General features: G+C 59.7%; 8 protein-coding genes. 3 read left to right on the top strand and 5 right to left on the bottom strand.

Annotated features, from left to right (window positions below):
• Nucleotides 1-29 precede the first annotated feature (29 nt).
• Entirely contained in the window at nucleotides 30-3,599 is a 3,570-nt protein-coding gene (locus ACR0KW_RS09090; protein WP_480804678.1) for a hypothetical protein, read from the top strand.
• Between the two features lie 552 nt (nucleotides 3,600-4,151).
• Here the strand turns inward: ACR0KW_RS09090 and ACR0KW_RS09085 are convergent.
• Nucleotides 4,152-6,071: a DUF3604 domain-containing protein gene (locus tag ACR0KW_RS09085; RefSeq protein ID WP_480804677.1), complete on the bottom strand. Its 1,920-nt coding sequence runs from the start codon at nucleotides 6,069-6,071 to the stop codon at nucleotides 4,152-4,154.
• A gap of 129 nt (nucleotides 6,072-6,200) precedes the next feature.
• Complete coding sequence (gene pdxR / locus ACR0KW_RS09080) at nucleotides 6,201-7,637, bottom strand: MocR-like pyridoxine biosynthesis transcription factor PdxR (protein WP_480804676.1); 1,437 nt, start codon at nucleotides 7,635-7,637, stop codon at nucleotides 6,201-6,203.
• Nucleotides 7,638-7,697: 60 nt separating this feature from the next.
• Between pdxR and ACR0KW_RS09075 the strand changes: the two genes are divergently transcribed.
• Complete coding sequence (locus ACR0KW_RS09075) at nucleotides 7,698-8,348, top strand: pyridoxamine 5'-phosphate oxidase family protein (RefSeq protein ID WP_480804675.1); 651 nt, start codon at nucleotides 7,698-7,700, stop codon at nucleotides 8,346-8,348.
• Between the two features lie 9 nt (nucleotides 8,349-8,357).
• Nucleotides 8,358-9,104 carry a pyridoxine 5'-phosphate synthase gene (locus tag ACR0KW_RS09070; protein ID WP_480804674.1) on the top strand — a complete coding sequence of 249 codons (747 nt, stop codon included), beginning with the start codon at nucleotides 8,358-8,360 and terminating at the stop codon, nucleotides 9,102-9,104.
• Nucleotides 9,105-9,223: 119 nt separating this feature from the next.
• On the opposite strand, the gene ACR0KW_RS09065 is transcribed toward ACR0KW_RS09070, so the two are convergent.
• From ACR0KW_RS09065 to ACR0KW_RS09055, 3 genes are all read right to left on the bottom strand, one after another.
• Entirely contained in the window at nucleotides 9,224-11,344 is a 2,121-nt protein-coding gene (locus ACR0KW_RS09065; protein WP_480804673.1) for a CHASE2 domain-containing protein, read from the bottom strand.
• A gap of 206 nt (nucleotides 11,345-11,550) precedes the next feature.
• On the bottom strand, nucleotides 11,551-12,405 hold the full coding sequence (locus ACR0KW_RS09060; RefSeq protein ID WP_480804672.1) for a FecR family protein: 855 nt from the start codon (nucleotides 12,403-12,405) through the stop codon (nucleotides 11,551-11,553).
• Between the two features lie 390 nt (nucleotides 12,406-12,795).
• Entirely contained in the window at nucleotides 12,796-14,457 is a 1,662-nt protein-coding gene (locus ACR0KW_RS09055; RefSeq protein ID WP_480804671.1) for a GMC family oxidoreductase, read from the bottom strand.
• Between the last annotated feature and the right edge of the window lie 44 nt (nucleotides 14,458-14,501).

The raw sequence follows: 14,501 nt of genomic DNA, 5'->3' as shown, positions 1-14,501 counted from the left end.
CCTCGCTCTTGCTGGGCTCGGTGTCGTTAGTGGCCGTTTCGGCCGCCTCGGGACATGCCGAGGTGATCGATAGCGCGCGGAGCACTCCGTTCGTCAGTGTTGTGGACGAGGACCTGACCATCACGGGCACCGGATCGATCGATGTGAACCCTCTTCCCGGGCCGGGTCTGGTTGTGTTCGCTCTTCCGGATTACACAAGCACCCTGACCAACGCCGGTCAGTTGTCCTCAGCAGAGGGGATCAACCGGACACGCGCGGGGATCAACATCAGTACGGACCTGTCGGGCGCGATCCTGAATTCGGGCACGATCACGATGGGCGCGTCAGCAGGTGATAGCGCCCACCTTCGGGGCATTCAGGTGCAGGGTCAGGTGCTGGGGTCGATTCAGAACTCGGGCACGATCAACATCGCTAACTCGGCGCTGACCTTCGGAACGGCCTACGGCATTTTGACGGGCAACATCTTTGGCTCCGTCTCCAATTCTGGCACAATTGACGTAGACGTGGATACAAGCGACCGGGCGACTGCGACCGGCATTCAGGTTGAAGACGTGAGTGGAAGCGTTGTCAATTCGGGCGCGCTCGCAGTCACAGCACTTTCGACTGCGGGTGGGTCTGCGACAGGCATTGAGGCCGGTGATCTGAGCGGAACCCTGAGCAATTCCGGTGACATGACGATTATGGCCACAGGGCGCAGCCCGGACGCGCAGGGTATTGTCGTGCAGGAAATCGCGGCATCAGGAGCCCTGAACAACTCTGGCGCGATTGTCGCCAGCGCTCAGAACGCCTCGACCGGAGAGGCCTATGGCATTGTCACCCAAAACATAGATGGGCAGCTGAACAATTCGGGGGCTCTGACCTTGACGGTGACAGCCAATGACCATGCTACCATCTACGGTATCGAAGCGCGTAGTGTTGAAGGGAGCCTCACCAATTCGGGGACGATCAGCATCAACGCGCAAGGGTCCAGCATCGAGGTGGACGGTATGCGCCTGTCCCATATCGCGGGCTCCGTCAGCAACAGTGGGTCGATTTCCATCCAAAGCAATGGGTCCGATGTGCGGGTCGAGGGTATTTCTGCCGCGGATGTCGTGGGGCAGCTTCAAAACTCGGGCAGCATTGAGATCAACGCCACAAACGCGACCCGGGCATCGGTACAGGGTATCGATATCGGTAGCGTTTCCGGCCAGTTCAGCAATTCCGGCAATTTGACCGTTGCCGTAAATGCAACCTCGTCTGCCTTCGCCGAAGGGATCAAAACACACGGCATTTCCGGAACATTCGAAAACAGCGGCAGCATTGTGGTGCAGGCGACTGGCTTCACTTCCGCAGTGGCTCACGGTGTCAGCATCACCGATGTCACGGGGCAGGTTACAAATACGGGGGCGATTTCGGTAAATGCCCAGGGCGAATACGCGCAAGCGGACGGAATCCAAGTTTACGATGTCTCCGGTTCTTTCGACAACGCGGGTGCAATCTCGGTTCAGGCTGCCGGAACGACGTCGGCCTATGCTGCAGGCATAGAAGTCTTCAACGATATCAGCGGGAGCTTTGCAAATTCGGGCAGCATTGTTGTCAGCGCCAAAAATAGCGGATCGTCTTCGGTCTACGCTGCCGGAATCCAAATGGACACGCTGGAAGCGGGCGGCACGTTCTCAAATTCGGGCACTATTTCTGTCGCCACCGAGGCTGCCGAAGCCATCGGGGCATCGGCGTCTGGTATCAGCGGTGACGTCGTAAACGGGGCGTTCGCGAACACCGGTAACATTGTGGTCTCGGGGCAGAACGGCCCCGGCTTCTATGCCCAGGCATACGGCATAGAGCTGGGCACTGTGTCCGATACGGGCTCAGTTTCGAATTCCGGTGCAGTCCAGGTCTCGATGGCGACGCAAGGCAACTTTTTCGTCAACGCTGAGGGCATCCGCACCTCTCATGTCATGGGGGACCTTCAGAATTCGGGCGATATCACGGTGACGCTGGACGCAGATGGTGGATACGAGGTCCTTGCTCAGGGCATCAATACCGATGACATCTTTACCGCAGGCTCTTACGTCAACAGCGGTGCCGTGACGGTCACAGCCAACACGACCGGTGTTTCCAATGCACTAGCCTTCGGCGTTGTCGCGTCGGACAATGGCGGCTTTCTGGAGAATAGCGGCAACATCAGGGTTTCGGCCAAAGGAGATGCCTCGGTTCGGGCCTATGGCCTGAGCATGGACGAATTGTCGACCGGCGCAGAAGTGAAACATAGCGGCACGATTAATGTCACGGCGACCGGCGCTGAGGTGACAGACAGTGGCCCGGTTGAAGTTGGTCCGACCAGCCCAGAGACCGTGGCCTATGGGCTGTATATTGAAACGGTACGGGGAACGGCCAACATCACTGGCGATATCTCTGTCGCGTCCTCTGGCGAAAGCTATGCCGTGTTTTTGGGCGATGGGGGCGGCACGCTGAATGTTGAAACCACGGCAGATATCGACGGTACCATTCGGGTCAGCGACCACGACGTCAACCTGACGCATGTGGGCGGACGGGTCGTCTATCACTTTCAGGATGAGGACGTGACAAGTGGGACCTTCACCACCGCGGTCACCTCGGCCTCGCAGGGGTGGTTTGTCGATGGTGAAGGCGGGGCTACGCCCGTCTATGCCTCATTCGACGCGACCGAAGTGCAACCGAACACCAATCAGGCGTTCGAGATTGCCGGGTTGACCTATGATCTGGCGCGCCAACTGGACAGCGCCGAAGGTGGCAATACCAGCGGTGATCGTGTCGTGCTGAGCACCAAAGGTACCGGCCCCATCGAAGGGTTCCGGCCTTATTTCCTGATCAGTGGCAGCCAAAGCGATGGAACCGCCAGCGGTAGTTCCGCATCCCTTTCGTCCAACATGTGGAGCGTCAGTGCTGGTGTGACCCGTGATCTTGGAACCGGGCTGCGATACGGGTTCGGGGCCAGCTATCTCAAGAATAACGGCACTTTTGCCGCGTCGTCCTTTGATACCTCTGGTGTGTTTATCAGCGGTATCGTTGCCCAGAACTTTGGATTTGCCGATCTGAGCTTTGGTCTGGGCTATGGCGATCTGGACCACGACGACACGCAGTCTGGCGCGACCCCTACGGATGCCGATTATTCCAGCGACATGATCACCGCTCTGGTGGCGGCAGAACGGGATTTCGGCTTGGACAACGGCGCAACCCTGACACCGCGGGCCAGCTTTCTGTATGGTGAGCAAAATATCGATGGCTATACCGAGACGGGCAGCTCGGCCAACGCCACCGTGGGGGAAAGAACCGTCACCTTCAGCGAAACGCGGATTGGCGGGGCATACTCGACGGCGATGGGGGGCGGCAGCCTGTCTGCATCATTGGCAGCAGTTCATCGGGATGCCGACGCGCCCTCGGTGGTCGATGTTGCAATCTTTGGCAACACACTTGCGCTGGCGTCCGGGGGCAGTGGCACAGACACGTTTGGCGAAATTGGTCTGAGCTACGAGAAAGCCTTTGATCACGGCGGAAATCTACGCCTTGAGGCAAGGTCGACCATTGGCGCCGACGTTTCCACACAGGCCGCGTGGGCGTCCTATGAGTGGCGGTTCTAACCCCGCGCAGGCACTTGAAGCCGCTTTACGGCGCGCCAGTAGAATTGAGGCTGGTGCGCCGCTGAAAACTTCAAGGCAGCGCCTCTAACTGCTTTGACCAAGAAATTTTCCCAGTCCTTTCCATTGATATGAAAATGAGAAAATCGAAAAGTAACGGGGCACTGATTATCGCCAGGTCCGAAAATGACGACAGTTGCCTTTTGGGCGCCGAGTTCGAGGCCCCGGCAATTGGCGCGTTAAAAATTCTGGGCGTTCGCGGGAAGAGGTGGTCGGACCTCTCCGAATTTGAACGCAGCCAGCGCAGAGGTTTGGCCGATCCTGATCTTGCATCGGTTAACGATGCGACGTGTGTCGCGGGCTGGTGGATATTCCCCGGCTTGGTTCTTGGGGCCTCGTTTTGGGGGCTTTTTATCACGACGGCGATTTGAACTCGACCGGATCACCGGGGAAAAAGCCCACTTTCGCGTTTTGGGGCAACCCGTAGCGGCCTGGCCGAGGGCTGTTCAACACAGTGGTCTGATATCTTGACCTCACATATGGCCTGTTGGCGGTTTAGCCGGGGGTGTACCAGATCGGCGAGGAATAGGCGCGCTCCTGATGGGTCAGTTGCGCCTCTTCCGGCAGATCGACACCAAATCGTAGTTTGTCATACAGCACCCAGCGCGGGGTAGGGATTTCAAGAACCCGAACATAGTAAAAGGCACGCTCATTAGGGTTGAAATCCGGGTCGGTCCAAACCGTGACAAGTTCGGATGCGCCGATCGTGTTGCTCCAGCTTGCGGTGTCCAGATCCACGGTATTGCCAACCTCGGGCAGGGTGCCATCACCGCCCAGTGCCCGGTCATCGGACCAGACGACGTTGTAGACTTTCTCCTGCAGCGCGCCGTCTGCATCCAGCCAGCCCTTGACCACCTGAACCCGGTCCAGATTCGCGCCAATCGGGTCACGCAGGGCACCGATCAGGAAACTCGGGGCGCCATCTCCTTCGCGCGGGCGCAGATCGCTGCCCATCGGGACGCCTTTGGTATAGCCGACATCGGCAACCAGCCGAGTCAGCAGGTCTTCTTCGGTGAAATCCCAGCCGCCAAAGAACCGCAGGCCAATCCGGGGGCCGGTGGTCGCATAGGTTTCCCGGCGCTTGAACGCATCGAAGATGGCCGCGCGCGTGTTCTCGGCCGCCCAAACGGCGGTGTATCCCGACGCAACCAGCGTGTGGCCTTCAAACGCGCCCAGATCGCTTTGTACGAACGGGTGCAGCACCCGCGTGGCCGAAGGCTCCGCGCTGACGGATTTGCCGAAATAGTTCTCCTCCTCCGCAGTGGCCAGCGACGTATGGCTGTCGGTCGCGCCGCCCATCCCGAATTTATAGGGGTTCACACCGAACTTTTCTTCCAATGCCAGACCGCGCTTCAGGGCCTCGCGCGCGTATTCTCCGGCCAGCATGTCTTCGGTTTTCAACTCGGTGATATCGAGGTTGCCGACATCCCAGTTCTCATAATCGGCAAACGGATCTTCGGGGCTGAGGAACGGGTGCGCCTCGCCATCGCCCTTGATTTGCGTAACCTCGTAGTGAGGCTCCCACTTGGCGCGGTTCTGCACGTATTCCTCGTCAACCTTGCCGCCGTGATAGGTGTCTTCGGTCGGGAACATCCAACCGTTCGACAGGTTGCCGTTATGGGCAAAAGCAACGGCGCGACCGCCTGTTTTGGACTGGTATTCCTCAAGCCAGGCATAAAGCGCTTTTGGGTCAGTATCCCCGTAGGGCGGTTGCGTCACCGGTGGCACCATCTGCAGTGCCCGGATCGGGCCATCCCGCAGCATCACGTTGCGGTGCAGGTTGAACCCCTTGGGGACCGAGGTCCATTCGAACCCGATGAAGGCGGTGAAATTGCCCGGATCGTTGTGGCGTTCAGCCGCCATGACAATCTGTTCCCATGTGAAAGCAAAGGCATCCGCGCCGGGGCTGTAGGATTCCAGCAGAAGCTCGGGCAGGGTCATTTGCGAGAAGTTGGTGATGATATCAAACGCCGCCTTGGCCGCGTCTTCGCCACCGGCTTTGTAGCCTTCATACCATTCCAAACCCTTTGGCTGAGCCAGAATGCCGGGATTGCCGGCCTGAAGATCGGGGGCAAAGCCCATCAGGTCGGTGTGATCGGTCAGCACCATCCAGTCCAGCGGTCGGGCCAGCCTGACAGGTTGGCCGGTCGAGGAGATGACTTGTTCCCCTTTGGCAAATCGCCAGGCGTCGTCCGGCAGCAAAGTGTTGCCAAACGCACCAGCATCCAAGGACAGCCCGGTGTGCAGATGGGTATCCCCCCACAGTGGACGTTCGGGGAAGGACCGGTTGGCATAGGGCGAGAACGGCCGCTCGGCAAAGGTCCCCTCGGCGGCTTCCTTGCTGGGAACTGCGTCCGCAAGCGCGCTTACCGGCAGGGTTGCCAAAGAAAACAAACAGAAAGACAGTCGAAGCATGTGAACCTCCCCCTCACAGACACCGCGAATCCAATTTACGAAAATATATATCTTGTTTTCATGATATCACGATGTTCGGTGAAGGTGGCAAAAACTTGGCCGGTCTCGGGGACAGCTTTGAACGACAGCTCAGGCTTGAGCGCGCAGGATGGTGATCAACTGCTCTGCTGCGTCCGAGAGCGTATCCTCGTCAAAGGCCGCGTATCCAAGCAACAGCCCCTGCAGTTTCTCAGGCAATACGCAGTGCGCGGACAAGGCGCTGACGCGCAGGCCGTGTTGCTCGGCCCGTTTGCTGATCTCAAGATCGGACATGCGGTCAACCAGCGGTGCTTTTGGTGACAGGCACAAGTGCATTCCGGACGCGTCGGGCTGAAGGTCCAGCAGGTTCGCGACCGGGGACAGAGTATCCAGCAGCTGGCTCTGCCGCCGGGCATAGACACGCCGCATCCGCCGCAGGTGCATGGCAAACTCACCGCTGTTCATGAACGCCGCCAATGCGGGCTGTGGGATCAGTGAGGCGCGGGGACCGACACGGCCAAGATAAGCCAGCGTGTTGGGTAAAAACCTTTTGGGAACAACCATGTAGCCGATCCTCAGCGCTGGGCTGACCAGCTTCGAAAAGCTGCCGAGGTAAATCGTGTTGTTCAGACGGTCCAACCCCGAGAGCGAGGGCAAGGGTTGTCCGCGGTACCGGAACTCGCTGTCATAATCGTCTTCGATCACCAGCGCATCGGTATTCCGCGCCCAATCCAGCAGGGCAACCCGGCGGGACAGGGGCAGGCTCGCCCCCGTGGGATAATGCCGCGAAGGGGTGACGATCGTGGCATGTGCGCCTTGCGGAATGCGGGCCACATCCAGCCCGTCCTGATCGATGCGGACGGGGTGGGCGCTGTTGCCCGTGTCGGCAAGGATCGTGTGCAGTTTGGGCCAGCAGGGGTCCTCAACCGCGATCTGATTGCCGGCGCCAAGCTGGCCGTGGAAAACCACCTCGAAAGCTTCGCGCGCGCCCGAGGTGATCACCACCTGACCGGGATCACAGGACAGGTGGCGCCACGCGGTCAGGTGGTCCGAGATCGCCTCGCGCAGCGGATACCAGCCCAGCGGGTCCGGGCGGGTTAATAATTCGGGCGTCGGGTTGCGCCATGCCCGTTCAAGATGGCGCGCCCATTGCCGGTGGGGCAGCAGGGTTTGATCAGGCAACCCGGTTTGAAAGGGACGCCATTCCTCGGTCACTGGACCGGCCGGACGCTGGATCGGCTGCGGCTGCGACAGATGGGTGATTTCGCTGGCGACGAAAGTGCCGCTGCCCTGCTGGGTGATCAGATACCCCTCGCTGATCATCTGATCATAGACCGCCTGAACCGTCGTGCGCGAGATCGAAAGCTCGGACGCCAAGGTCCGGCTGGCAGGCAGTCGCGCGCCGACCAGATCCGGAGATTTTGAGACAATGGACCGCAACGCATCCAGCAACTGGGCCTGCAATGACGCCTTAAGCGACGTATCCAGCGAGATCGCGAACAGGTCGCGGTGCAAATTGGCCTTAGAAAAAGTTTCAAAATTGGACATTTGCTAACATCCAATATCCGGGCATTACGGTCATAGCAAGAACAAACCCGAGCTATGACTATGAACGAGACACTGGATATCACCGACAGAACGCGCCTGCGCAGATCGCATGAGCGGGGGCATTTCGATCGCGCTACAATCAACCAGATTTTGGATGCGCAGCCCATGTGCAGCGTGGGCTACGTGGTTGATGGCAAGCCCTTTGTCACCCCAACCCTGCAATGGCGCGAAGGCAACCACGTCTATTGGCATGGCTCCTCCGCCAGCCGTGCCCTGCGCAACGCGCGCGACGCGCAGGTGTGCTTGTCCGTAGCAATCCTTGATGGCTTTGTGCTGGCCCGATCGGGGATGCACCATTCGGTCAATTCACGCTCAGTCACGCTGTTCGGGTCGGCTTTCAAGATCGAAGACCCTGCGGAGAAACTGGAAAAGCTCGGCCGGTTTGTGGACGGCCTGTTTCCGGGCCGTTATGAAACCCTGCGGCCGGATCACGCGCAAGATCTGAAGGCGACCATGGTGTTGGGCATGGAGATTTCCGAAGGCAGCGCCAAGATCCGCACCGGCGGACCCAAGGACGAGGAAGAAGATTACGACTTACCAATTTGGGCCGGGGTCATTCCCGTCCACACCACGGTCGGCGACCCGATTCCCGATCCGAGGAACATCGATGGCGTGCCACTGCCCGAGCACGTTCAATCCTTTCAGTTGTAAGGTGGGCCTATGACAGACCTTTCGGTAAACCTGAACGTCGCCGCCTTGCTTCGAAACCGGCGAGAGCACCCGTGGCCGGATGTGGTGGACCTGGGTCGGATCGCCCTTGCGGCGGGTGCTGCAGGTGTGACGGTGCACCCTCGGCCGGATGAACGCCACACCCGGCCCGGCGATGTGCGGGCGCTGCGCGCTTTGCTTGATGCCGAGTTTCCGGATCGGGAACTGAATGTTGAAGGTTATCCCGACCCGCGGTTTCTGGCGCTTGTTCACGAGGTTCGGGCGGATCAGGTGACACTTGTGCCGGATGATCCGGCGCAGGCGACAAGTGACCATGGCTGGGATTTCGACGCGCAGGGCGAGATGCTTGCAGAGGTGGTTGCCGGACTTAAGAAACACGGCCATCGCCTGTCGCTGTTCAGCGACCCTGAGGCGGCTCAAATGGCCCATGCAGCCCAGACAGGGACGGACCGAGTCGAGTTCTATACTGGCCCCTTCGGCGGTGCGTATAGCGATCCGGTCGCCGAAGAAAGAGAACTTGACCGCCTGGCCGACGCCACGGCCGCAGCCGAGGCGCAGGGCTTGATGGTCAACGCGGGGCACGATCTTACGGTCAGCGGCACACGCAAGTTGATCACCCGCATTCCGTCGATCTCTGAGGTCTCGATCGGCCATGCCCTGTTCTGCGATGCGCTGACATTCGGTATGGCCGAAACCGTTCGGCGCTATCTGGAATCCTGCGCGCCGTCCGAATTATGACGGTCGCCGGGAAACGGAACTGGTGAACAGGGCAAAATTGACAGCAAGAACGCGCCCCGGCCTTGGCGGTCCGGGCGCGCCGTGCCAGATGCGCCAGCTTGGTGGCCTGTTCGTACGCCTCAGGCCGTTGGTGTAGGTTCGCGATCGTGATGGCTGAAAATCAGTTGGCTGGATTGAAAATCCGACCTGAAGTCTGCCGCTCGGCCGGACAGCGCGCCGTAGAAATTCAGCAGACCGGGTTCGATTTGACGTGCCTGTGCTATGCAATCCTCACAGATCATTTCGATCTGATCCGATGGCTTACGATCCCGAATGGCCTCGATCAGAACCTTGTGGGTTGCTTCCAGCCTCTGAAACGCGGGCGTATTCAGCATGGTTCTGTCGCCGACCAGAACAAATACAGGCTCAAGATCGGTTCGTCCTTTAAGATCGACAAACCCGGCCTCTAGCATGGCCATGTCTTGCCGTGTTTTCTCGTAAACCGAACAGGACACCAGAATGTCATAATCGACATGGCGGCAGCCTTGTTCGATCCGCGCGGCGACGTTCACCACATCCCCAATCACGGTGTAATTGAACCGGCGTTTGGACCCGATATTGCCGACGCAGGCCCGGCCGGTGGCACAACCCGTGGCCAGGGCGATCGGTGGCCGTCCCTTCATGACGTCCGAGGCATTGAAATCGACCAGCGCCTGCCGCATCAGAAGTGCCGCCTGTGCTGCGCGACGGGGGTGGTTCTCGACCGGCAGCGGCGCATTCCAGAAGGCCATCACCGCATCGCCGATGAACTTGTCGATGGTGCCCCGTTCCAGCAGGATCTGATCTCCGATCTGTGAAAACAACTGGTTCAGTAGGGTTACAAGATCCGTGGCCGACACCGACTCGGACAGTGGGGTAAAGCCCCGGATATCAGAGAACATAACGGTGATTTCCTGCGTTTCACCACCCAGTTGCAGCTGATGACCTGCCCCCTCCATCTCATCCAGGATTTCGGGCGCGACATAGTGCGAAAAGATCTGCCGGATCACGCGCTTTTCACGCTCGGTCGAAATGAACAGATATCCTGCGAGAAGGCCGAAATTGGCCATACCTCCCATCAACGGAAAGGTGACATCGAACAGGATCAGCTGGTTCTGGAATGCCAGCCAGCTAATGCTGAGGACTACTGCTGCCGAGGCACCTCCGGCTACGAACGAGGCCACCGCGCCGAACCGGGCCATGACAGCAATGACCACGATGCCCAAAGTAACGAACGACAGCAGTTCAAGGGCTGCGGTTACATCCGAGCGGCTCATCATTTCACCGGTCAGGATCTGTTCCAGGACTTGCGCGTGTATCGACACGCCCGGTACGGATTCACCCAGCGCCGTCTGATGCATGTCGAACAGCCCCGCAGCTGAGGTGCCGACCAGGATGATCCGCCCCTCGATTTCGGCGCGCAGGGCGGGGTTGTCCGGTTCCTGCATGATTTCGTCCGCCGACAGGTACAAATCCGGATTGTCGCGCCTGTACCGGACCCAGATTTCGCCGTTTTCCGTGGTTGGAAGGCGAAACTCTCCAATCTCGACCGCCAGCATGATACCCGCTTCGTCCGGCGTACCTTCGGCGATGATGACGGGCTCGCCCAGTGCGACCCTGAGCGCCTCGATCCCCAACCCGGGCAGTGCCCCGTCCGGGCCGCCCCACAGGACGGGAACGCGGCGTATGATGCCCATGCCACCCAGAGGTGAAACATTGACCCCTCCGATGCCCGCCGCGCTGCGATCCAGCGGTGGGGCAGGGGGCGTCCAATGTGGGACCGAGACCAGACCCGCAGTTGGCGCTTCCCCGATTTCTATGATGCCGGCGTGGGGTGTGATGGCCCTGCCATCGCCGGATTGCCGGGCCGCGGCGCCCAGAACCACCGGCCAGTTGGCGACTTCCAATGCGAACAGCACGTCGTTGTCCAGTTTCGAGGCTTGATGGTCCACCGAAACTACACCGGCCAAAGCGGGGTCGTTCAGCAGACGCGCGGGAGAGAATCTGTCGGGTTCGACAAACAGCATGTCAAAGGCGATGGAGGCGGCGCCGTATTCGCCCAGGTTTTTGACCATCTGCGCAAGCAGGGTTCTGGGCCAGGGCCATTGTCCCCAGTTTGCCAGCGACTGTTCGTCGATATCCACGACGCGCACGGGAAGGTCGGGGTTGTACTCCCGCGGCGAAATGCGTTGCAGCAGGTCAAAATAGATTAGCCGCGTCATCCTCACCGGGTAAGGGTCGAGAACCCTGATAAAGCATCCAAACAGGATCAGGCCGAGCCCCACAAGCTGAAAGGCTCGTCGTCGCCCCGTTCTTTCCCTGGGCTTTCCGGTCACGTTAGCCTCCGGATGCCGTGGTCAGCCCCGACAATGCGGGTGTCGCCACGACATCGCTTGAACTGGTCTCATCTAGCGGCGCCCATGTGTCTTTAGCCGCCGCTGTTACCGCCATTCCCGCCAGCGCCTCCGCCGCCAGGAGTGCCCCCGAATCCGCCGGTGCCGCCGCCGCCGATTGTGCCACCGCTGCCCGGGCCGCCGCTGCCCGTACCGCCACCGATCGAGCCGCCGCGCCCATCCCCGCTGCCGCTGCTGGCACCAATATTGCCGCCGCTACCATTGCTGTTGCCGGTATTGCTACCGATGTTACCGCCATTCCCGTTACCTACGGAAGGGGATTCACTGCGCGTTTCCGAGGCTGCGGCGCTTTGCTCGCTGCGCTCACGACTGGTTTCCCGCGCCTCGGACCGTTGCGGCGGCGGGGTATCCGTTCCGCATCCTCGGAAATCTATCTGCAAGGGCGTTAACAACTGTTCCTGCGACTGAACGAACGGGAACCCGATTTCCAGTGCCTTGTCATAGCTTTCCTGATCTGCGGAGCGCCCGATGTTGCCAGTCTGCGTCGTTGCCAGCAGGCTGCACTGTCGCCCGGCTTCGCGGCAATTGCCGCTCTGGCCGCACATTTCTACGCGACCTTGCAGAACCAGCATGGCGCTTTGAGTGCCGGGAACGACCCAAAGGTCGAAGGTTGTACCCCGCACGGCCATGGTCGCGGTCGGCGTGTTGATGGAATAGGCGCGCTTTTTGCTCTTGCCAGAGATAAAACGAAAACTGCCACCCAATGCCTGAACCGCGAAATTCTTGGCCTTTCGGTTGCCGCGCAGCATTGTCACGTCCAGCATCATGCGCGCATTCGGGCCGATGGCAATCTTGGTTTCGTCAACGAAAACAAGCTGAACCACGCCGCTGCGGTCGGTTGAAATGGAATCACCAGAGGCAACCCCCATACCAACCCGCAACGGCTGGGTTTTTCCCGCGCGTGTGACCTGTGCGCCCTGTTTGACGCCTATGACTTTTCCGATTTCAGCTAAAACCTGCGACGGCACTAGCAAAACAAAGCAAATAACAAGTAACGATCTCAACCAGAACAAAACCAGCTTCCTTCCCCCACAGATGGTTTCGGGCGTTTTGCGCCCGCGCTCGGTTTTGCCTCAAAGAATTCAATTACATGAATTTGAATTTATTAAATCCATACAAATATGCCTTAAAACCTACGTGTATGGCAAGTTTTCTATGCGCTGCGTGTCGATGCTCGGGTAAACGGATGCTGCCTTACCCCTTGGCTGCCGATCTGGTGACAAAGACCTAGGACCGCTTGGGCCATTGTGTTGTTTGGGCTATCGACCTTCCTGAATCCATCGCGCGGCTTTTTCCGCGATCATCAGGGTCGGAGCGTTGGTGTTGCCGCTGGTGATCTCGGGCATGATGCTGGCATCGACCACGCGCAGCCCCTTGATGCCCTTGACCTTCAAATAGGGATCGACCACTGCGGTTGGATCATCCTCGCGCCCCATCTTTGCGGTGCCCACGGGGTGGAAGATGGTGGTGGCAATGTCACCGGCCAGTTTGGCCAGTTCCTCATCGGTCTGGAACTGAACACCCGGTTTCCATTCCTGCGGATTGTATTTCTGCATTGCCGGTCTGGACATGATCTCACGCACCTGTCGCAGACTGTCGGCGGCGACCTTGCGGTCTTCGTCCGTGTCCAGGTAGTTGGGCGCAATCATCGGCGCGTCGGTGTATTTGTTCGACCGGATGCGCACATGGCCGCGGCTGGTCGGGTTCAGGTTACAGACGCTGACGGTGATGGCTGGAAAATCGTGCAGGTCTTCACCGAATGCCTCCAGGCTCAGCGGCTGCACGTGGTATTCCAGGTTGGCATGGGGCCGGCTTGGGTCGGAGCGGGTAAAAGCACCCAACTGGCTCGGCGACATGCTCATGGGACCCGACCGTTGCAGCGCATATTGCAGGCCGATCTTGGCCTTGCCGACAAGGTTGTTGGCCAACGTGTTCAGAGTCTTGGCCCCGTCCACCTTGAACACGGCGCGAATTTGCAGGTGGTCTTGCAGGTTTTCTCCGACGGCGGGTGCGTCCAGCACCACGTCTATGCCGTGGGATTTCAGGAACGCGCCGTTGCCGATACCCGACAGCTGTAGAATCTGCGGCGAATTGATGGCTCCGGCAGACAGAATGACCTCGGCCGAGGCGTTCACGGTCACCGGCTGCCCCGCGCGGCGCACAACCGCGCCGGAACAGCGGGTTGCGCCATCGGGGGCGGTGTCGAAGGTCAGGCGTTCGACCTGCGCTTCGGTCCAGATGGTCAGGTTCTGACGCTCTTTCGCGGGGCGCAAGAAGCCTTTCGCGGTGCTCCAGCGCCAGCCCGATTTCTGGTTCACATCGAAATAACCAACTCCGGCGTTGTCGCCCGCGTTGAAATCGTCGGTGGATTCGATACCGGCCTCATTCGCGGCTTCGGCGAACGAGTCCAGCACATCCCAACGCAGGCGCTGCTTTTCCACGCGCCATTCGCCGCCATGCCCGTGCAGGTCCGAGAACCGGCTGTTGTCGCCGGTTACCGGATCGGCCCCGTTGTCCAGCTTGTAGTGGTTTTCGTGGGCTTTGAAGTCCGGGACCGAGTTTTCCCAGCTCCAGCCCTCTTCACCGCTCAGCTTGGCCCAATTGTCGTAATCCCGCGCCTGACCCCGCATGTAGATCATGCCATTGATCGAGGAACACCCGCCTAGCGTCTTGCCGCGTGGATAGAGCAGCGCGCGGCCGTTCAGACCTTTGTCAGGTTCGGTGTGATAAAGCCAATCGGTGCGCGGATTACCGATGCAGTACAGATACCCGACCGGGATATGAATCCACGGGTAGCTGTCCTTTTTACCGGCTTCCAGCAACAGCACCCGTTTGGACGGATCTTTGCTGAGGCGATTGGCCAGCAGGCAGCCAGCGGTGCCCGCACCAATGACGATGTAATCAAACGTTTCGACAGGCATGGTCAGGCTCCGGGGTCAGTAGGTTACGGGCAGAGGGGAGGGCG

It is taken from the genome of Ruegeria sp. CG11, from assembly GCF_056537245.1.
Note: the sequence above shows the minus strand (reverse complement) of the source record. Positions and strands in the feature narration are given on the sequence as shown.